This is a genomic window from Quisquiliibacterium sp. (assembly GCF_982640115.1).
Genome location: NZ_CEXFHW010000069.1, coordinates 1 through 18253, shown reverse-complemented (window position 1 = coordinate 18253; position 18253 = coordinate 1). Strand labels below are relative to the sequence as shown.

At 68.4% G+C, this 18253-nt stretch carries 19 protein-coding genes and 1 riboswitch; of the genes, 11 read left to right on the top strand and 8 right to left on the bottom strand.

The features are described 5' to 3' along the window. Positions 1–856: amidohydrolase (locus tag AC2H6A_RS09710; protein ID WP_484272967.1), on the bottom strand; the 856-nt coding region annotated here is incomplete at its 3' end. A gap of 12 nt (positions 857–868) precedes the next feature. After that, complete coding sequence (locus AC2H6A_RS09705; protein WP_484272966.1) at positions 869–1852, bottom strand: ABC transporter permease; 984 nt, start codon at positions 1850–1852, stop codon at positions 869–871. A 226-nt stretch (positions 1853–2078) separates the two neighbouring features. Between AC2H6A_RS09705 and AC2H6A_RS09700 the strand changes: the two genes are divergently transcribed. Together AC2H6A_RS09700 and AC2H6A_RS09695 are read left to right on the top strand one after the other, a co-directional pair. Continuing rightward, positions 2079–3134: an aminopeptidase gene (locus AC2H6A_RS09700; RefSeq protein WP_484272965.1), complete on the top strand. Its 1056-nt coding sequence runs from the start codon at positions 2079–2081 to the stop codon at positions 3132–3134. 29 nt (positions 3135–3163) lie between these two features. Beyond that, the gene (locus AC2H6A_RS09695; RefSeq protein WP_484272964.1) at positions 3164–4399 is read left to right on the top strand and encodes a trans-sulfuration enzyme family protein; all 1236 of its coding nucleotides are present in this window, start codon (positions 3164–3166) and stop codon (positions 4397–4399) included. Between the two features lie 69 nt (positions 4400–4468). Here the strand turns inward: AC2H6A_RS09695 and AC2H6A_RS09690 are convergent, their stop codons facing one another. The 3 genes from AC2H6A_RS09690 to AC2H6A_RS09680 all read right to left on the bottom strand — a co-directional run bounded on the left by AC2H6A_RS09690 (position 4469) and on the right by AC2H6A_RS09680 (position 8236). After that, a complete protein-coding gene (locus AC2H6A_RS09690) occupies positions 4469–5362 on the bottom strand; it encodes a flagellar brake domain-containing protein (protein ID WP_484272963.1) in 894 nt (297 codons plus the stop codon). A gap of 280 nt (positions 5363–5642) precedes the next feature. After that, on the bottom strand, positions 5643–6806 hold the full coding sequence (locus AC2H6A_RS09685; protein WP_484272962.1) for a porin: 1164 nt from the start codon (positions 6804–6806) through the stop codon (positions 5643–5645). Positions 6807–7096: 290 nt separating this feature from the next. Further along, positions 7097–8236 carry a porin gene (locus AC2H6A_RS09680; protein WP_484272961.1) on the bottom strand — a complete coding sequence of 380 codons (1140 nt, stop codon included), beginning with the start codon at positions 8234–8236 and terminating at the stop codon, positions 7097–7099. A 374-nt stretch (positions 8237–8610) separates the two neighbouring features. On the opposite strand from AC2H6A_RS09680, the gene coq7 reads away from it, so the two are divergent. Beyond that, on the top strand, positions 8611–9213 hold the full coding sequence (coq7, locus tag AC2H6A_RS09675) for a 2-polyprenyl-3-methyl-6-methoxy-1,4-benzoquinone monooxygenase (RefSeq protein WP_484272960.1): 603 nt from the start codon (positions 8611–8613) through the stop codon (positions 9211–9213). Positions 9214–9227: 14 nt separating this feature from the next. On the opposite strand, the gene AC2H6A_RS09670 is transcribed toward coq7, so the two are convergent. Next, positions 9228–9650, bottom strand: a complete 423-nt coding sequence (locus AC2H6A_RS09670) for an OsmC family protein (RefSeq protein ID WP_484272959.1) — start codon at positions 9648–9650, stop codon at positions 9228–9230. A gap of 520 nt (positions 9651–10170) precedes the next feature. On the opposite strand from AC2H6A_RS09670, the gene rplM reads away from it, so the two are divergent. From rplM to erpA, 3 genes are all read left to right on the top strand, one after another. Further along, positions 10171–10599: a 50S ribosomal protein L13 gene (gene rplM, locus AC2H6A_RS09665; protein WP_484272957.1), complete on the top strand. Its 429-nt coding sequence runs from the start codon at positions 10171–10173 to the stop codon at positions 10597–10599. 1 nt (position 10600) lies between these two features. Beyond that, positions 10601–10993 (top strand): 30S ribosomal protein S9, encoded by a 393-nt coding sequence (gene rpsI, locus AC2H6A_RS09660; RefSeq protein ID WP_484272956.1) that lies wholly within the window; start codon positions 10601–10603, stop codon positions 10991–10993. 169 nt (positions 10994–11162) lie between these two features. Then, complete coding sequence (erpA, locus tag AC2H6A_RS09655; RefSeq protein ID WP_484272955.1) at positions 11163–11513, top strand: iron-sulfur cluster insertion protein ErpA; 351 nt, start codon at positions 11163–11165, stop codon at positions 11511–11513. Between the two features lie 5 nt (positions 11514–11518). Here erpA and AC2H6A_RS09650 read toward each other — a convergent pair whose 3' ends face one another. Continuing rightward, positions 11519–12709, bottom strand: coding sequence for an anhydro-N-acetylmuramic acid kinase (locus tag AC2H6A_RS09650; RefSeq protein ID WP_484272954.1), 1191 nt, complete (start codon positions 12707–12709; stop codon positions 11519–11521). Between the two features lie 34 nt (positions 12710–12743). Then, complete coding sequence (locus tag AC2H6A_RS09645) at positions 12744–14051, bottom strand: peptidoglycan DD-metalloendopeptidase family protein (RefSeq protein WP_484272953.1); 1308 nt, start codon at positions 14049–14051, stop codon at positions 12744–12746. Positions 14052–14246: 195 nt separating this feature from the next. Here AC2H6A_RS09645 and tyrS point away from each other — a divergent pair, with 195 nt between their 5' ends. From tyrS to AC2H6A_RS09620, 5 genes are all read left to right on the top strand, one after another. After that, positions 14247–15476 carry a tyrosine--tRNA ligase gene (gene tyrS / locus AC2H6A_RS09640; protein WP_484272952.1) on the top strand — a complete coding sequence of 410 codons (1230 nt, stop codon included), beginning with the start codon at positions 14247–14249 and terminating at the stop codon, positions 15474–15476. A gap of 6 nt (positions 15477–15482) precedes the next feature. Continuing rightward, a complete protein-coding gene (dtd, locus tag AC2H6A_RS09635) occupies positions 15483–15971 on the top strand; it encodes a D-aminoacyl-tRNA deacylase (protein ID WP_484272951.1) in 489 nt (162 codons plus the stop codon). Beyond that, positions 15968–16588: a histidine phosphatase family protein gene (locus AC2H6A_RS09630; protein ID WP_484272950.1), complete on the top strand. Its 621-nt coding sequence runs from the start codon at positions 15968–15970 to the stop codon at positions 16586–16588. The genes dtd and AC2H6A_RS09630 overlap by 4 nt, the downstream gene beginning before the upstream one ends. Before the next feature lie 57 nt (positions 16589–16645). Then, positions 16646–16760: riboswitch (ZMP/ZTP riboswitch) on the top strand. A gap of 34 nt (positions 16761–16794) precedes the next feature. Then, complete coding sequence (glyA, locus tag AC2H6A_RS09625; protein ID WP_484272949.1) at positions 16795–18039, top strand: serine hydroxymethyltransferase; 1245 nt, start codon at positions 16795–16797, stop codon at positions 18037–18039. 27 nt (positions 18040–18066) lie between these two features. Then, the coding region (locus tag AC2H6A_RS09620; protein ID WP_484272948.1) for an NrdR family transcriptional regulator at positions 18067–18253 on the top strand (187 nt) is incomplete at its 3' end.

The following is an 18253-nucleotide window of genomic DNA, read 5'->3' as shown; positions in this document are numbered from 1 at the left end:
GGGCCTCGATCATGTCCTGGGTGTCGCGCCGGAAGGTGCGCACGGTACCGACGATGGTGGCCTCACGCGGAATCACGCTCATGGCGCCCGGGTTGCCCGCCTGCAGCGAGCACAGGCTGACCACGGCTGAGTCGATCGGATTGACATTGCGCGACACGATGGACTGGGCGGCAGTGATGATGTGCGCCGCGACCACCACCGGGTCGATGGCCAGGTAGGGATGGGCGCCATGGCCGCCGCGACCTTCGACATGGATGGTGATGCGGTCGGCGGCCGCCATCATGGGGCCGGGCCGCACCGCGATCTTGCCCGCCGGCAGGCCGGGCCAGTTGTGCATGGCGTAGACCGCGTCGCAGGGGAAGCGTTCGAACAGGCCGTCATCGATCATGGCCTGCGCGCCGCCGAAACCCTCTTCGCCGGGCTGGAAGATCAGATGGGCGACGCCATCGAATTCGCGGGTGGCAGCCAGATGGCGGGCCGCGCCCAGCAACATGGTGGTGTGCCCGTCGTGCCCGCAGGCATGCATCATGCCTTCGCGCTGCGATCGCCAGGGCACCGGGTTCTCCTCCTGGATGGGCAGCGCATCCATGTCGGCCCGCAGGCCGATGCGACGCCCCTGCGTATCGCGCCGGCCCCGTACCACCGCCACCAGACCGGTGCGGCCGAGGCCGCGGTGCACCTCATCGACCCCGCAGCGGGCGAGCTCACGCGCCACCAGCTCAGCCGTGACATGCTCCTCGAAGCCGAGTTCGGGGTGGCGGTGCAGCTCGTGCCGGATCTCGGTCAGGTCGCGATGATGCTCGCGCAGCCGCAGCAGCGTGGGGTGGGCGCCAAGATAGGGTTCGGGGGCGTTCATGACTGAGCTCCTTCAGTGGGCGGCAACCGCACGATCCATGCGCAGGCGCGGGTCGACCGCGAAGTAGAGCAGGTCGACCATCAGGTTGATGACGACGAACACCAGGGCGATCAGGCAAAGATACGCCGCCATCACCGGGATGTCGGCGCTCTGGACGGCCTGGATGAAGAGCAACCCCATGCCGGGCCACTGGAACACCGTCTCGGTGATGATCGCGAAGGCGATGATCGCACCGAGCTGCAGGCCGGCGATGGTGATCACGGGCACGAGGGTGTTCTTCAGGGCATGGCCGAAGTGAATGGCACGGTTGCTCAGGCCGCGCGCCCGCGCGAAGCGGATGTAGTCGGTGCGCAGCACCTCGAGCATCTCGGCGCGAACCAGCCGCATGATCAGGGTCATCTGGAACAGGCACAGCGTGATGGCCGGCAGCACCAGATGCCGCAGCCCGTCGGCGGTGAACAGACCGCTGGTCCACCAGCCCAAGGCCACGGTCTCGCCTCGGCCATAGGAGGGCAGCCAGCCGAGCAGCACCGCAAAGAACAGGATCAGCAGGATGCCGATCAGGAAGGTGGGCAGCGAGACGCCCACCAGCGACACGGCGAGCATCAGGTTGGCCAGCCAGCCGCCGCGCCGCAGCGCGGTATAGACCCCCATCGGGATGCCCAGCGCGAGCGCAAGCACCGCGGCGGCGAGCGAGAGCTCGAGCGTGGCGGGCAGTCGTTCACGCAGCAGTGTGGAGACCTTGCGGCCCTGCTTGAAGGACAGGCCGAATTCGCCTTGCACGGCATTGCCCACGAAGCGGGCGAACTGCTGGTGGAAGGGCTGATCGAGCCCGAGATCGCGACGGAGCTCGTCTCGCTGCTCGGGGGTGGCATCCTGCCCGACCATGGCCAGCACCGGATCGCCCACATACTGGAAGAGCGAGAACGCCACGAACGCCACGACCAGCATCACGATCGCGGCCTGCAGCAGGCGGCGGATGACGAAGGCGAGCATGGATGCGTGGGTGGCGAGTGGAAGTGCTGGGCGGGGCCTGCGCCCCGGCACCGGAACGCCGTGGACAGGCGGCCGTAGCCCAGGCTTGCGGGCAGGCAGGCAAGGCGCAAGAGCTTAGCACCATGGCGGTGCCGGGGCGCCGGAATCCCCCGCCCCGGCGTGATGGTCTGCCCTCCTGCCACCAGGGAAGGGTCGCCCTCCCGGCGCGCCCGGGCGAGAATGCGGGATGCGCTGCATCAGGTCGTTCTCGTCGTTGCTGCTGGTGGTTCTCGTCCTGCTCTCCAGCGGCTGCGCCATGATCGCCGACATCCCGTACTACTGGCAGTCGGCGCGCGGTCAGTTCGCCATGCTGGCCGCGGCGAGGCCGATCGATGAATGGCTGGCCAGCGACGACACCGACCCGCCACTGCGTCAGCGTCTGCAGACCGCCCGTGATATCCGGCGCTTTGCCGCCACGGAACTCGGCCTGCCCGACAATCCCAGCTACACCCGCTATGCCGACCTTGGCCGACCCTTCGTGGTCTGGAATGTGTTTGCGGCGCCGGCGCTCTCGCTCACGCTCAAGACCTGGTGTTTCCCGGTCGCGGGCTGCGTGGCCTATCGGGGCTATTTCGACCGCGAATCGGCCGAGGCCCTGGCTGCCCGCTTGCGCGAGGAAGGCTGGGACACCCAGGTGGCTGGCGTGCCGGCCTACTCCACCCTCGGCTGGTTCGACGATCCGCTGCTCAACACCTTCATCCATTACCCGCCCACGGAACTGGCCCGGCTGATCTTTCATGAGCTTGCCCACCAGGCGGTCTATCTGCCCGGCGATTCCACCTTCAATGAATCACTGGCCACCGCCGTCGAGGAGGCCGGGGTCGAGCGCTGGCTGCAGATCCAGACCGACCCGCAGATGGGCGTCCGGTATGCCGAGGCCTCCCGGCGTCGCCAGCAGTTCCTGGCCCTGCTGCAGCGTGCCCGAGAATCGCTGGAGGCGGCTTATCAGGCTTCGGGCACCGATGCCGAGCGTCGGCTGGCCAAGCTGGCGGCATTCGAACGTCTGCGCGCCGACTATCGGGACCTGCGGGCGCAGTGGGGTGGCTTCGCCGGTTATGACCGCTGGTTCGAGCAGCCACTGGGCAATGCCCACCTCGCGTCGGTGGCCACCTACACCCGGTGGGTGCCGGGTTTCCGGCACCTGCTTGCCGAGCAGGGCGGCAACCTGCCCCGCTTCTTTCGGGAAGCCCGGCGGCTGGCGGCCTTGCCACCTGCCGAGCGGGCTCGCCTGCTGGATCGATGATCTCCCGCCATTCGGACGAAAGCCTGCCCATGTCCTCAGCTGATCTCGCCGGCCAGGCGTCTGGTGCGCCCGGCGTCACCCCCCCGCACGGCGCCTCTGGCGCCGACCATGCCGAGACCTGGTTGCAGCACGGCGACGACGATCCCACCGACAGCGCGATCGCTCCGCCGCTGCATCTGTCGGCCACCTTCCGCGCTGCCGATGCCGCGGACTTCGCCGCGATGGCCTCGCAAAGCCGTCACCCCCGCTACTACACCCGCTATGGCAATCCCACCCTCGCGCGGACAGCGGCGCTGATCGCAGGGCTGGAAAACGCTCCCGCCGGGCTGATGACCGCCAGCGGCATGGCGGCGATCAGTGCGAGCGTGATGGCGCTGGTGAGCGCCGGCGACCATGTGGTGGCGCAGACCAACCACTACATGGGCACCACCCGGTTGCTGGGCGATCTGCTGGCCCGGTTCGGGGTGACCGTGAGCTTCGTCGATCAGACCGACACGGCCGCCTTCGCGGGTGCGCTGCGTCCCGAGACGCGTCTGATCCTGGTCGAGACCCCGGTCAATCCCACGCTGGCCCTGACCGACCTGGCCGCGCTGGCCGCACTGGCCCGCGAGCGTGGCATCCTGACCCTCGCCGACAATACCTTCGCCACGCCCCTGAACCAGCAGCCGCGCGCCCATGGCATCGATCTGGTGGTGCACAGCGCGACCAAGTATCTTGGCGGGCATCACGATCTCACCGCCGGGGTGGTGGTGGGCGACGAGCCACTCATCGAGCGCATCTGGGACGCCGCCATCGTGCTCGGTGGCACCTTGTCGCCGCAGGATGCCTGGCTGCTGTTGCGCGGCATGCGCACGCTCGCGGTCCGGGTCGAGCGCATCAATGCCACGGCCTTGCGTGTGGCGCAGGCGCTCGAGTCGCTGCCCGGTGTCGCTGCGGTCCACTACCCGGGCCTGACCTCCCATCCCCAGCATGCGCTCGCCCGCGGGCAGATGCGTGGATTTGGTGGCGTGATGGCGGTGCAGGTGGTGGGCGGCTACCGCGAGACCGAGCGGGTGATGAAGCGTCTGCGCCTGTTCGCGCAGGCGGTCAGCCTCGGCGGCGTGGGCTCGCTGGCGGTGCACGCCGCCGCGATGTGGGCAGGCACCCTGGATGACGCGGCGATTGCGGCCGCCGGGATCGCGCCGAATCTGATCCGGCTGTCGGTGGGGCTGGAGCACCCCGAAGACCTCATCGCCGATCTGAGCCAGGCACTGGCACCGGATTGACCTGCCGGAAGCTGGCCGGGTGCCCCCCGTTGGTCTGCGCTGCCATCCAGTGAGAGCGAACCCGCGCCTTCACTCGGCGATGATCTGCTCGTACAGGTAGGCTTCCAGCGCGAACAGCAGTGACGAGTCCATGGGCGCGTTCTCGTGCGCGAACGCCACGCCGGTGATCCGACGGCCCTTGCGCGCGCGGGTGTTGCGGATGAGCGCCGGCAAGGTGAGGGTGTATCCCTGCCCGCGCAGTTCGATGCGAAACAGCAGGTCGAAGCTGGTGCCGATCTCGCCGAGCACCATGTCGGTATCGATGCCGCAGCCGTCACCCGAGATGTTGTCCACGGACACACTCATGCGTGTGCCGTCCTTGAGCAGCGCCACCGCCTTGAGCCGGGTGCGCACCCTCACCCGGCTGCGTACCTGCTGGTGACGCACCACGCTCGGGTAGCGCAGGAACAGGACCGGCACCGGCAGCGCCACGAATCGCAGCAACTGGCTTTCGAAGGAGTAGGCGCTGCGCCCGGTGAGCACCCGAAGGCTGATCGGCGTGCCCTGATCGATATCGCGCCAGCTGTGCCGCCCGGGCAGCGGGGGGGCGCTCACGATCACCGCCTGCCCGTTCATCTTGCCGATGTATTCGGTGATCAGCACGGTGGTGGCGGGTTCGCCGCGGAGATCGATGCTGAGCTGCGCGAATTCCACCGACTGACGAAGCTCGCTGAGCTTGTCGTCGTTGACGGTGTCGCGCCGGATGTTCGGCGTGCCGCCGAGCTCGAGCCGAAGTCGCTGCGGCTCCCGGTACAGGCCGCTTTCCAGCAGCGACTTGCGCTTGGACTCGTCGGTAACCACGAAGCCGGCCTGGGCCACGAGCACGCCGTTGCGGCCGTAGACCGCCCAGGGCAGGGCCTTGCCGATCTCGAGTTCGCCGGGCTGCACCTCGACCCGGTGGTCGATTGCGTGACTGGTGTTCATGGGACTTGCTGCGCCTTCTGTCTGCGATCGCTGCCCTGCCGGCGGGGGTGCGCCTTACGGGCGCCCGGCACCATCGATCCTGTGAGTCAGGGTAGCCCCTCGCGCAGCGCTCGGTTCCTCGAATATGCAGCAGTTCCTCCCCGCATCCTCCGCGTCCTTTCTGCGGGCGGTCGCCGGGAGCTTACCGGCGGCGGGTGTGGCCGATGCGGGCAGGAAAACGCCGGGTTTCCCCGGCGCTTCCCGACGGCAAGGCGGCCCGGGGGCCGCCGCCATGGCTTGCTCAGAATGCGTGTCGCAGGCCGACGTAGAAGGAGGTCAGATCCTGCCCTGCGGTAAGGGCCGGCTGATTGGCCAGGCTCGTGCCCGTGAATGGCGCGTAGGCAGCGCCAGAGGCGTTGTCCAGCTTGGCATAGGAGGCGCCGATGCTGGTGCGCTTCGACAGGGCGTAGTCGTAGCCGATGACCATGTACTTGGCGCCAGTGTTCGATGCCGTCGTACCGGCAACCTTGGCGTCTTGCGCCACGGTGTAGGTGAACAGCAGCGTGCCGGGGCCGACCGCAGCCTTGACCGGCACGGACCAGGCCATGCGCTCGGTCTTGGCGCCCTGGGTGCCGTTGGTGGCGCCCGCGGCGGTCAGCGACGACTGGTCAACCGTCAGGCCGATGTCCACGATGCCGAAGTTGTAGCCTGCCCAGCCACGAACCGACGCGTGCTTCACGGTCTTGGGTTCGTTGTAGGCATTCCAGAACGACACGCCGGCGCGCAGCGGGCCTGCGGCATAGCCGAGATTGGCCGCGATGGAATCCCCTTTGGCCAGCGCACCAAGCCCGCAGGAGGGGCTGGTCGTGGTCAGGCTGGGCGCCGAAGCGCACCCGTCGTAGGTACCACCGCCGGAAGCGCTGATGGCCGCGGTGCTGTAGCCGAAGCCCGCGCTGAAGCCGCCCATCACCCGCGAGTCCCAGCGGATCAGGTTGTCGGTGCGGCTGCCACGCGCGATCGCGGTCTGGTTGATGTACGACAGGAGCGATACGTTCCAGTGGGTCAGCGGGGTGGCACGGCTGCTGTGCTCATCAACGCCGTAGATGTAGTGCTGGTCCATCCGGCCGAGACGGAGCTGGCCGAAGCCGCCGGCCAGTCCTACCCAGGTGGCGCCGTCGGCAATGGCCGACAGCGAGGCGGCTGCGCTCTTGCCCTCGTCGGGGCGGAAGCGGGTGTCGATCTGGAAGGTGGCGCGCAGTCCGCCGCCGAGGTCCTCGCTACCCGCAATGATGAAGCGCGAGGAGCCGTCGGTGAGGGCCAGCATGTTGCCGGTGGTGCCAGCGTTCTTGACGCTGACCGCGTCGAGACCGGTCTTCACGATGCCGGTGAGGGTCACCGAGGTCTGGGCTTGGGCCAGGGCGGGGATGGCGGACGCCACCGCGAGGGCGATCAGGGACTTTTTCATGGACGATCCTCAGAGGGGTTGCAGGTTGCTCGTGCCCGATTCGTTCCATGCCGGCGGTTCAACCCGGGACGACATGGCCAGGAGATCGGATACGGCTGCAAATTCTGGTGGCTTCGTCCGGGCGAGCCGGATTGACCCTGAGCCGGATTGACTGTGATCAGGCTGTCATCAGGCATTGGTAGCGCGGGCGCAGACCGGGAATCCCGCGCAGACCAACTCGGCCCAAAAAAAAGCGCCGGACGAATCCGGCGCTTTCGGCTGAGAGATAGCTGGCTCGCGCCAGCGGTCTATCAGAAGGCGTGACGCAGGCCCACGGTGAAGGACGAGATGTCCTGGCCCGCAGTGACGGCCGGCAGGTTCGCCAGCGCAGCGCCGGTGAACAGGGTGTACGACGCGCCGGTGGCGTTGTCCAGCTTGGCGTAGGACACGCCGAGGCTGGTGCGCTTCGAGAACGGGTAGTCGTAGCCGATGACCGTGAACTTGGCGCCGGTGTTGGCGGCGGAGGTGCCGGCAACCTTGGCGTCTTGAGCCTGGGTGTAGGTGAACAGCAGGGTGCCGGGGCCAACAGCCGCCTTGACCGGGATCGACCAGGCCATCCGCTTGGTTTCCGCGCCCTGGGTGCCGTTGGTGGCACCAGCGGCGGTAACCGACGACTGGTCGACGGTCACGCCGATGTCGATGATGCCAAGGTTGTAACCGGCCCAGCCGCGAACCGAGTTCTGCTTGACGGTCTTGGGCTCGTTGTAGGCATTCCAGTACGACACACCAGCGCGCAGGGGGCCGGCCGCGTAGTTGACGTTGGCGGCCATGCCGTTGCCCTTGGCGTTGTCTCCCAGCCCGCAGGTGGGGGACGGGGCGGTCAGCGAGGGAGCGGCGGTGCAGCCGTCGTAGGCGAAGGCGGCGGTGCTGTAGCCCAGACCAACGGTGAAGCCGGCGATGCTGCGGGAATCCCAGCGAACCAGGTTCGGGGTACGGCTGGTGTTGGCGATGGAAGTGCCGTTGATGAACGACAGAACCGAAACGCTCCAGTGCTGCAGCGGGGTGGCGCGAGCAGCGTGCTCGTCAACGCCCCAGATGTAGTGCTGGTCGATCCGGCCCAGGCGAACCTGGCCGAAACCGCCTTCGAGGCCGACCCAGGTGGCGCCGTCAGCAACCGCGGCCAGGGAAGCGGCAGCGCTCTTGGCTTCGTCAGGACGGAAACGGGTGTCGATACGGAAGATGGCTTTCAGGCCGCCACCGAGGTCTTCGGTGCCGGAGATGATGAACTTGGACGAGCCGTCGGTCATCTGCATACCGCTGCCGCCACCGTTGCTGATGTTGGTCTGGGCCAGGCCGGTTTTCAGGTCGCCCGACAGGGTGACGGAGGTTTGGGCTTGCGCCAGCGCCGGGACGGCCGAAGCAACGGCCAGCGCGATCAGGGTCTTCTTCATGGGTCAATCTCCTTGGTTTCTGGAATCACCGGGCGGCCCTCACGCCGCCACCACCCCCCGAACCTGCCCGGATTGCTGAGCAGGACCGGTCGGAAGTCGTTGCATTGTCATCAATTTCAGGCAGGGGTCAAAGCACGCTGCCCCCGGGTGTGTGCTTTTTTCGCCACGCTGTGGTGCGTTGGCAACAGTAGGCACTGGCCTGGGGCGTCAATCAGGGCCGTTAACATACCGCGATGACGCCTCTACCCAGTTCTCCGGAAAGTGCCAGTGCCGTTCGGCGCGAAGCCGCTCACCCTGCCGAGGTTTGTGCCCCGCTCAGCAGGGGCCAGCCGCAGGGCGGCGGCCCCGCGCTTTCGCCGCTGGATCGGCTGCTGGTGTCGGTCGGCCGCGGCATGGCCACCCTGGCCTCCGGCTTGCCTGCTGCGCGACCCAACCCGGCGGCTGCGCAGGCCGAGGCGGAGCTGACCCCCGCGCAGCGGGCGCTGGCGGCGGCGCTCATGCGGGTCAACCATGTGGGTGAGGTTTGTGCCCAGGCGCTCTACGACGGTCAGGCTGCCGGCACCCGCAATCCCGTCCTGCGCGAGGCCTTCCAGCAGGCAGCCCAGGAGGAGATTGATCATCTTGCCTGGACCCGCGAGCGCATCGCTGAACTGGGCGGCCGGCCATCGCTGCTGAATCCGGTCTGGTACGCCGGGGCCTTCGGGCTGGGGTTGCTGGCCTCGCGGGCCGGTGACGGTCTCAGCCTGGGCTTCATGGCCGAGACCGAGCGGCAGGTGGAGCGCCACCTTGAAAGCCACCTCGAAAGGCTGCCGGCCGAGGATGTCCGGTCTCGGGCGGTGGTCGCCCGCATGAAGGACGACGAAGCGGCGCATGCGCGTACCGCCGAGTCGCTTGGCGGCGTGACCCTGCCGGCGCCGGTTCGGGCTGCCATGCGCGTGGCCGCGCGGGTGATGACCACCACGGCGCACCGCATCTAGGGCTGCCGCCCGGATCAGTCTTCCAGGATTTCCCAGTCCTTGGTCAGGCGGGCGGTATGGGCCAGCATGGCCGAGGCCGAGCAGTACTTGTCGTGGGAGAGCTTGATCGCGCGCTCCACCAGGTTGGCTTTCAGCCCGCGGCCGCGCACGATGAAGTGGAAGTGGATGGCGGTGAACACCTTGGGGTCGGTCGGGGCCCGCTCGGCGGCAAGCTTCACGTCGCAGCCGCGGATGTCCTGGCCGCTCTTGCGCAGGATCAGCACCACGTCATAGGCCGTGCAGCCACCGGTGCCCGCCAGCACCAGTTCCATCGGGCGCGGCGCCAGGTTGTTGCCCCCACCCTCCACAGCGCCGTCCATCACGGCGGTGTGGCCGCTGCCGGTGGTGGCCAGAAAGCTCATGCCGGTGAGGCCGGTCCAGCTGACGGTGCATTCCATGGGGGCAGAACTCCGGATAGGCCCGGCACGCGGGTGTGTTGCGGTGCGAAAAACAGAATGGTTTCCGAGAGCAATTGTCGGAAATTCCAGCGATTCGAACTCTCGGCCTGAGCCGGGATTCATCGTAACTTGCTGAAAGAAAACAGAATTTCCTGCGGGCTTCAGCCGGCCTCTGATTTTGTTGCGATGCCGCAAAAAACTCTTGCGGCGCAGCATCGCGTGGTCTATAGTTGGGTCATCGGCTGTCAGTGACAGCCCTCCGCGTCTCCTCCACCCTCCTCCAATGGTGGATTCAGCCCGAACCCTGCGGTTCGGGCTTTTTTTTGTCCGACCGGAAGGCTTTGACTTGGGGCGCAGAGCCGCGATAGAATAGCAGGCTTTCCGCCGTCAACAGGATGGTCAGCGGATGGCCGCAAGCCCTGCGAAGGGTCGCGGCATGGCCTGGCAACCGCCTGGCAGCCAGCCGCGCGGCAAACCAGCGGATGGGTTGCGGTCGGATCACCCAAGAACAGGAACAGTGATGAAGACGTTTTCCGCCAAGCCTCACGAGGTGGTGCGTGAATGGTTCGTGGTTGACGGCACCAACAAGGTGCTGGGTCGGCTGGCTGCCGAGATCGCGCTGCGTCTGCGCGGCAAGCACAAGCCCGAGTACACGCCCCATGTGGACACCGGCGACTTCATCGTCGTGGTCAATGCCGGCCAGATCCGGGTCACCGGCAACAAGGCGCTCGGCAAGAAGTACTACCGGCACAGCGGATACCCTGGCGGCATTACCGAGACCAACTTCGGCAAGATGCAGGACCGCTTCCCGGGGCGCGCCCTCGAGCATGCGGTCAAGGGCATGCTGCCCAAGGGGCCGCTTGGCTACGCCATGCTCAAGAAACTGAAGGTCTACGCCGAGCCCACCCACCCCCATACGGCTCAGCAGCCCAAGGCACTGGAGATCTGACATGATCGGTGAGTTCTATTACGGCACCGGCCGGCGCAAGACGTCGGTGGCCCGCGTGTTCATCAAGAAGGGCACCGGCCGCGTGGTGGTGAACGGCAAGCCGCTCGACAGCTACTTTGCCCGTGAGACCGGTCGCATGGTGGTTCGTCAGCCTCTGGAACTGACGAACAACCTCGAGGCGTTCGACGTCAAGGTCAATGTGAAGGGTGGCGGCGAAAGCGGTCAGGCCGGGGCGGTCCGTCACGGCATCACCCGCGCGCTCATCGACTTCGACGAGACCCTCAAGCCCGCACTCTCCCGCGCCGGGCTCGTCACCCGTGACGCCCGCGAAGTGGAGCGCAAGAAGGTCGGTCTGCACAAGGCCCGCCGGCGCAAGCAGTTCTCCAAGCGCTGACGCTTGCGGTCCGGCCTCGGTCGCCGGACCCGTGCAGTCCCCAGAGAGCCGCCTCGCGCGGCTCTTGTCTTTCCGGGCATTGCCAAGGGCGATGGTCCGGCCGATAGCCGGATCGGGTGCAGGGTTTGTTCCCGACCGTTACACTGTGGCATTCACCGGAGAAACCGACATGAACGCCGTTGCCGAGATGCCCGCCCCGCTGATCTTCACTGAAAGCGCGGCGGACAAGGTGCGCCAGCTGATCGATGAGGAAGGCAACACCAACCTGAAACTGCGGGTATTCGTCCAGGGTGGTGGATGCTCGGGCTTCCAGTACGGGTTCACCTTCGACGAAGAGACCAACGAAGATGACACCGTCATGACCCGCAATGGGGTCACGCTGCTCATCGACGCCATGAGTTTCCAGTACCTGGTGGGTGCCGAGATCGACTACAAGGACGATCTCAATGGCGCGCAGTTCGTCATCAAGAACCCGAACGCCACCACCACCTGCGGCTGCGGTTCGTCGTTCTCGGCCTGAAGGCCTCAGCCCGGGGGCTGTTGCCCCCGGTGCAGCGCCCCCAGCACCCGGGGGCCCTGGGCGCCCGTCACTGAGGGCATGTTGCCAGGCAGACCAAGCACACGCTGCCTGGCCAGCCAGGCGAAGGCGACCGCTTCCACGGCCTGGGCCGGCGCGCCAAGAGCATCGGTGCGAGCCACCCGTGCCGGTGCGCAAAGGGCGGCCAGCCGTTGCACCAGCGCCGCATTGGCCGCGCCCCCGCCACAAAGAAACACCGACTCGGCGCCGAAGGCCCGGCAGTCCCGGGCAACCGTGAGCGCGGTCAGCTCCAGCAGCGTGGCCTGCACATCGGCCGCGTTCCGGGCCGCCTCGGGCATGGCGTCGTGCAGAGCGGCGTCGAGCCAGGCCGGCGTGAACAGGTCGCGCCCGGTGCTTTTGGGGGCGGGGCGCGCGAAGTAGGGTTCGGCCAGCAGCCGGGAAAGCAGTCCGGCATGCGGACGACCCTTCGCGGCGAGCGCGCCGTCGAGATCCATGGCAGTGCCCAGCATCCGCGAAGCCCAGAGATCGAGCAGCAGGTTGGCCGGGCCGGTGTCGTGACCGAGCACGGTGCCGTCACCCGCCAGCAGGCTGACATTGGCAATGCCGCCAAGGTTCACGATGGCACGACGCTCGCCGGGGCGGCTGAAGACCTCTGCGTGAAAGGCGGGTACCAGCGGCGCGCCCTGGCCGCCCGCGGCGATGTCGGCACTGCGGAAGTCGCAGACCACATCCCAGCCGGTGAGTTCGGCGAGCAGGGCGCCGTCGAGCAGCTGGACGGTGTAGCCCAAGCCGGGCTGATGGCGAACGGTCTGGCCGTGCGCGCCGATCAGGCCGGCTGTGCCGGGGGAGTGCTCCCCCGGAGAGCCAGGCGTGTGGTGACCTTCGAGGCGGCCTGCGGCTGCCGACAGGGCCTTCGCCTCCCGGATCAGCGGCTCGCAGACCTCGGCATAGGCGCGGGTCAGCCCCACGGCGGCAAGCCGGGATCGGTGCAACTCGTCAGGCACCGGTGCCTGCAAGGCCAGCAGTTCCGCCCGCAGCGCGGGTGGCATGGTCAGGGACCGGAATGCGAGTGTCTGCGGAAGACCGTCCTGCCAGCGAACCAGCGCGCCGTCGATGCCGTCGAGGCTGGTGCCCGACATCAGGCCGATGGTGAGCGGTATGGCAGGCGGCTGGCGCATGGGCTGTCGGCGCCGGGCGGGCCGCAGGGACCGCTTACTGGAAGCCGGCGCTGCGCAGGCTGTCGAGCAGGGCGAGCCGGTGCCGCAGGGGGCCTAGCGCAGCCGAGAAGGCTGCCCGCTCGGCCGGCTCGAGGGCGCGTGCTTCGGGGCGGGCGACCTTGAGGGGGTCGACATGCTCGCCGGCGATGCGCAGTTCATAGTGCAGATGGGGGCCGGTGCTCCAGCCGCTCATGCCGACCGCGCCGATGACATCGCCCTGATCGACCCGTGCGCCGGTGCGGATGCCGGCAGCGAAGTCCTGCAGGTGGGCGTACAGGGTGGACTTCTGATTGGCGTGGCGGATGATGATCACGTTGCCGTAGCCGCGCTGCTGGCCGGCAAACTCGACCACGCCATCGGCGGCAGCGCGTACCCGAGTGCCCACCGGCGCGGAGAAGTCGACGCCGCGGTGGGCGCGCCAGTCTCGCATGATGGGATGCAGCCGGGCCTCGCTGAAGCCGGACGACACCCGGCTGAACTCGAGCGGGTTGAGCAGAAAGGCCTTCTTGAGGCTGCGGCCCTCGGCATCGAAGTATTCGCCCTTGCCGTGGCGCTCATGCCAGAACGCTCGGTGCACCTTGCCGCCGGTGACGAACTCGGCGGCGATCACACGGGTGGCGACGGGGGCATCAAGGCTGTCGGCCTCGCGCAGCAGGTCATAGACGACGCGCAGACGGTCGCCCCGGCGCAGGTCTCGCTGGAGGTCGATGTCGCCGCCGAAGATCTCGGCGATCTGCACGGCGACCGACTCGGGAATGCCCGCGCCGTCGGTGGCGGCAAACAGCGAGGTGCGGATCTCGGCGGCACGCATTTCGGTGCTGCGCTCGATGGGCACCGATTCTTCCTGGGCGCTGAAGCCGGCCTCACCACGGCGGATGACCAGGCGACGCGCGGCCTGGGCCGAGCGGGGATCGTCCTCGAAGCCGGTGCCGCGATAGGCCACCCGCTGCACCCGGCCGAGTGAGTCGATTTCGGCGCGCAGGCTGCGGCCCGGACGCAGCACCAGCGCCCGCCGTGCGGTGGGGTCGGTAGCGGCAAAGCGCAGGAATTCGGTGTCATTGGCGCCGAGCCGCGCAAGCACGATGGCGAGGCTGTCGCCGCGGCGAACCAGCTCGCTCTGCAGGAAGCTCTCGGTGCCGTCGGCTGCCGTGACCGAGACGGCCAGGGACTCGGTGACGGTGAGGACCTCGGGCGCGGCCGCGCCCGCCAGCGGGTCAGTGCCGAAAGCCGTGACCGCGCCGAGACCGCCGACGAGGGCGACGGCCAGCGAAATACGGCGAAGGCGACGGGCGGGCAGGGGCATGAAGACGGGATCTGGGAGAGCGATGGGCCAGTGTGCTCGGGCGCTTGGGTAGAATTCGACGCGGCAGACGGTTGGCGCCGGGCGCTCCCGGCAACAGACACCGTGATCGCGGGCCCAAGGTGCTGGCGCGCGGCTTTCGGTATCGGCGAACCGGCAGTGTAAACCATCCGATACAAGCACCCAACAGGCTCCCCCATGAACGCCCCGGATTCCCCGATCAGCGAGCAGGCCCGAGAGGCCCTGCGCATCAGCCTGAGGGGCTGCGACGAACTGCTCATCGAGCAGGAGTGGCTGCGCAAGCTCGCCCGCAGCGAGCGCACCGGCACCCCGCTGCGCATCAAGCTGGGCCTGGACCCGACCGCGCCGGATCTGCACATCGGCCACACCGTGGTGCTGAACAAGATGCGCCAGCTGCAGGACCTCGGCCACACCGTGATCTTCCTGATCGGCGACTTCACCGCCATGATCGGCGACCCGTCCGGCCGGAACACCACCCGCCCGGCGCTCACCCGCGAGCAGATCGAGGCCAATGCCCGCACCTACTTCGAGCAGGCCAGCCTGGTGCTCGACCCGGCCCGCACCGAGATCCGCTACAACTCGGAATGGAGCGACCCGCTCGGCGCCCGCGGCATGATCCAGCTCGCCTCGCGCTATACCCTGGCCCGCATGCTCGAGCGCGACGACTTCACCCGACGCTTCAAGGGCGGCGTGCCGATTTCGGTGCACGAGCTGCTCTATCCGCTCATGCAGGGCTATGACTCGGTGGCGCTCAAGAGCGACATCGAGCTCGGCGGCACCGATCAGAAGTTCAACCTGCTGGTGGGGCGCGAGCTGCAGCGCGAATACGGACAGGAACCGCAGTGCATCCTGACCATGCCGCTGCTCGAGGGTCTCGATGGCGTCGAGAAGATGTCCAAGTCCAAGGGCAACTATGTCGGCATCACCGACGCGCCCGAGGAGATGTTCGGCAAGCTGATGTCGATCTCCGACACGCTGATGTGGCGTTATTTCACGCTGCTCTCGTTCCGGCCGATGGCCGAGATCGACGCGCTCAGGGCAAGCTGCGAGCAGGGCCGCAATCCGCGCGACGCCAAGGTCATGCTTGCCCAGGAGATCGTGGCCCGCTTCCACTCGCCGGCCCGGGCCGAGCAGGCGCTGGCCTCCTTCGAGGCGCGTTTTCGCGAGGGCGCGCTGCCCGAGGACATGCCCGAGCTGACGGTCCAGGGCGCACCGCTCGTGGTCACGCAGCTGCTGCGCCAGGCGCAGCTCGTGCCCTCGGGCGCGGAGGCCACCCGCAACATCGAGCAGGGCGGGGTCCGCATCGACGGCGAGCGGGTCACCGACAAGGGTCTGAAGCTGCCGGCGGGCACCTATGTGGTTCAGGTGGGCAAGCGTCGCTTCGCGCGCGTGACCCTGGTCGGCTGAGACGCGGTGATCGGCTTGCTGCAGCGCGCGGCGCGGGCCCGCGTCGAGGTCGATGGCGCGGTGGTCGGCGAGATCGGGCGCGGGCTGATGGTGCTGGTGTGCGCAGAGCGTGATGACACCCCGGTGCAGGCGCGCGCGCTGCTGTCGCGGCTGCTCGCCTTCCGGGTGTTTCCCGACGAGCGCGGCCGCATGAACCGCAGCCTGGCCGAGCTGGCCGCCGGGCACGGTGACGCCGGCCTGCTGCTGGTGCCGCAGTTCACGCTGGCGGCCGATACCCGCAGCGGCACGCGCCCGAGCTTCACGCCTGCAGCCGCGCCGGCGCTGGCCCGCGAGCTCTTCGATGGCCTGGCCGCCGCGGCCCGCGAGGCTTTCCCGCGGGTGGCCACCGGGGTGTTCGGTGCCGACATGCAGGTGCATCTCGTCAATGACGGACCGGTGACCTTCTGGCTGCAGGTGCGCCCGCCGGGGCCCGCGGCGGCGGAGGTCGCGCCATGACCGAACTGGTGCTGGTGCGTCATGGCCTCACCGCCTGGAACCGGGAAACCCGCTTCCAGGGCCACATCGACATCCCCCTCGACCCCGAAGGGCACGAGGAGGCCGAGCGGGCAGCCCACGCGCTCGCCGACCGGGCACTCGCGGCGCCGGTCAGTGCGGTCTACAGCAGCGACCTCACCCGCGCCCGCCAGACCGCCGAGCCGATCGCGCGCCGGCTGGGGCTGGCCGTGCAGGTGGACCCGGCCATGCGCGAACGCCACTACGGTGCCTTCGAGGGCATGACCCCCGAGGAACTGCAACGCGACTGGGGCCCGGAGTTCGCCCGCTGGCGCGGCCGCGATCTCGACTTCGCCCTGCCCGGGGGCGGCGAGAGCCTGCGCGGCTTTCACGACCGGGTGCTCGCCGCCATCGAGGCCATGGCCGCGCGCCATCCCGGCGAGCGCGTGGTCGCGGTGACCCATGGCGGGGTGCTCGATGTGGTCCACCGCATTGCCGCCGGCATCGCCCTGACCGATCCGCGCCGCCAGCCCATCCGCAACGCCAGCCTGAACGCCATCCGCCGCGATGCCCGCGGCTGGGCGGTGGTGGCGTGGGGGCTGGTCGATCACCTCGACTGATCGGCCCCGGCCTGCGCCGGCTCATTTGCCCGGGCGTCGGCCGCTTCGATAAAATGCGCGGGTCTGCGCGACTGGCGATCAGGTAGAGCACTACCGGGGAGCGCAGGCCTTGCCGGGGCGGCGAGTTCTTGCCGCCCTTCTTCCATGTCTGCCGCGCGCCTGGGCAGCCGTCAGCATCCACCACCGGCTGTTCGAGGAGTCATTCCATGTTCGATCGCAGCAGAACCATCGAAGTCGTCGATCCCGAGCTCTGGCAGGCCATGGTCGCCGAGAACCGGCGCCAGGAAGAGCACATCGAGCTCATCGCCTCCGAGAACTACGCCAGCCCCGCGGTGATGGCCGCCCAGGGCGGGCAGATGACCAACAAGTACGCCGAGGGCTATCCCGGCAAGCGCTACTACGGCGGCTGCGAGCATGTCGATGTGGCCGAGCAGCTGGCGATCGACCGCGTGCGCAAGCTGTTCGGGTCTGATGCCGCCAATGTCCAGCCGCACTCGGGCGCGCAGGCCAACGAGGCGGTGTTCCTCGCCTTCCTCAACCCCGGCGACACCATCATGGGCATGAGCCTGGCCGAGGGCGGCCATCTCACCCACGGCATGCCGCTGAACATCTCCGGCAAGTGGTTCAAGGTGGTCTCGTACGGGCTTGATGCCAACGAGGCCATCGACTATGACCAGATGGAGGCGCGGGCCCGCGAGCACCGGCCCAAGCTGATCATCGCCGGCGCCTCGGCGTATTCGCTGCGCATCGACTTCGAGCGCTTCGCGCGGGTGGCGCGCGAGATCGGCGCCATCTTCATGGTCGACATGGCCCACTATGCGGGGCTGATCGCGGCCGGCGTCTATCCGAACCCCGTGCCGCACGCCGACATCGTCACCTCCACCACCCACAAGAGCCTGCGGGGACCGCGCGGCGGCATCATCCTGATGCGCGCCGAGCACGAGAAGGCGATCAACTCCGCCATCTTCCCCGGCCTGCAGGGTGGCCCGCTGATGCATGTCATCGCGGCCAAGGCGGTGGCCTTCAAGGAGGCGCTCGATCCCTCCTTCGCGGTCTACCAGCGGCAGGTGATCGCCAATGCCGACGCCCTGGCGCGCACGCTGATCGAGCGCGGCCTGCGCATCGTGTCGGGCCGTACCGAGAGCCATGTGATGCTGGTCGACCTGCGCGCCAAGCGCATCACCGGCAAGGCGGCCGAGGCGCTGCTCGGTCAGGCGCACATCACCTGCAACAAGAACGCCATTCCGAACGATCCCGAGAAGCCCTTCGTCACCAGCGGCATCCGGCTCGGCTCGCCAGCGATGACCACCCGCGGCTTTGGCACCGCCGAGGCGGTGACCGTGGGGCATCTCATTGCCGATGTGCTCGACGCCCCGCAGGACGAGGCGCGCATCGCGTCAGTGCGGGCGCGGGTGGCCGAACTCACCGCGCGCTTCCCGGTCTACCGCTGAGCCGGGCGCCGGGACGCCGAGCCGGACATGCACTGCCCGTTCTGCGACCACGGCGACACCCAGGTCATCGATACCCGGGCCTCCGACGACGGCGACACCATCCGCCGTCGCCGGCGCTGCCCCAACTGCGACAAGCGTTTCCCCACCTATGAGCGCATCGAGCTCACGCTGCCGGCGGTGGTCAAGAAGAACGGCTCACGCGCCGAATTCGATC

What these genes read in the sequence shown, in the direction of transcription:
- AC2H6A_RS09705 (WP_484272966.1), bottom strand. Translation starts at nt 1,852, where the DNA reads ATGCTCGCCTTCGTCATCCGCCGCCTGCTGCAGGCCGCGATCGTGATG.
- AC2H6A_RS09680 (WP_484272961.1), bottom strand. Translation starts at nt 8,236, where the DNA reads ATGAAGAAGACCCTGATCGCGCTGGCCGTTGCTTCGGCCGTCCCGGCG.
- AC2H6A_RS09650 (WP_484272954.1), bottom strand. Translation starts at nt 12,709, where the DNA reads ATGCGCCAGCCGCCTGCCATACCGCTCACCATCGGCCTGATGTCGGGC.
- glyA (WP_484272949.1), top strand. Translation starts at nt 16,795, where the DNA reads ATGTTCGATCGCAGCAGAACCATCGAAGTCGTCGATCCCGAGCTCTGG.
- rplM (WP_484272957.1), top strand. Translation starts at nt 10,171, where the DNA reads ATGAAGACGTTTTCCGCCAAGCCTCACGAGGTGGTGCGTGAATGGTTC.
- AC2H6A_RS09700 (WP_484272965.1), top strand. Translation starts at nt 2,079, where the DNA reads ATGCGCTGCATCAGGTCGTTCTCGTCGTTGCTGCTGGTGGTTCTCGTC.
- erpA (WP_484272955.1), top strand. Translation starts at nt 11,163, where the DNA reads ATGAACGCCGTTGCCGAGATGCCCGCCCCGCTGATCTTCACTGAAAGC.
- AC2H6A_RS09645 (WP_484272953.1), bottom strand. Translation starts at nt 14,051, where the DNA reads ATGCCCCTGCCCGCCCGTCGCCTTCGCCGTATTTCGCTGGCCGTCGCC.
- AC2H6A_RS09685 (WP_484272962.1), bottom strand. Translation starts at nt 6,806, where the DNA reads ATGAAAAAGTCCCTGATCGCCCTCGCGGTGGCGTCCGCCATCCCCGCC.
- rpsI (WP_484272956.1), top strand. Translation starts at nt 10,601, where the DNA reads ATGATCGGTGAGTTCTATTACGGCACCGGCCGGCGCAAGACGTCGGTG.
- AC2H6A_RS09690 (WP_484272963.1), bottom strand. Translation starts at nt 5,362, where the DNA reads ATGAACACCAGTCACGCAATCGACCACCGGGTCGAGGTGCAGCCCGGC.
- AC2H6A_RS09670 (WP_484272959.1), bottom strand. Translation starts at nt 9,650, where the DNA reads ATGGAATGCACCGTCAGCTGGACCGGCCTCACCGGCATGAGCTTTCTG.
- AC2H6A_RS09695 (WP_484272964.1), top strand. Translation starts at nt 3,164, where the DNA reads ATGTCCTCAGCTGATCTCGCCGGCCAGGCGTCTGGTGCGCCCGGCGTC.
- tyrS (WP_484272952.1), top strand. Translation starts at nt 14,247, where the DNA reads ATGAACGCCCCGGATTCCCCGATCAGCGAGCAGGCCCGAGAGGCCCTG.
- AC2H6A_RS09630 (WP_484272950.1), top strand. Translation starts at nt 15,968, where the DNA reads ATGACCGAACTGGTGCTGGTGCGTCATGGCCTCACCGCCTGGAACCGG.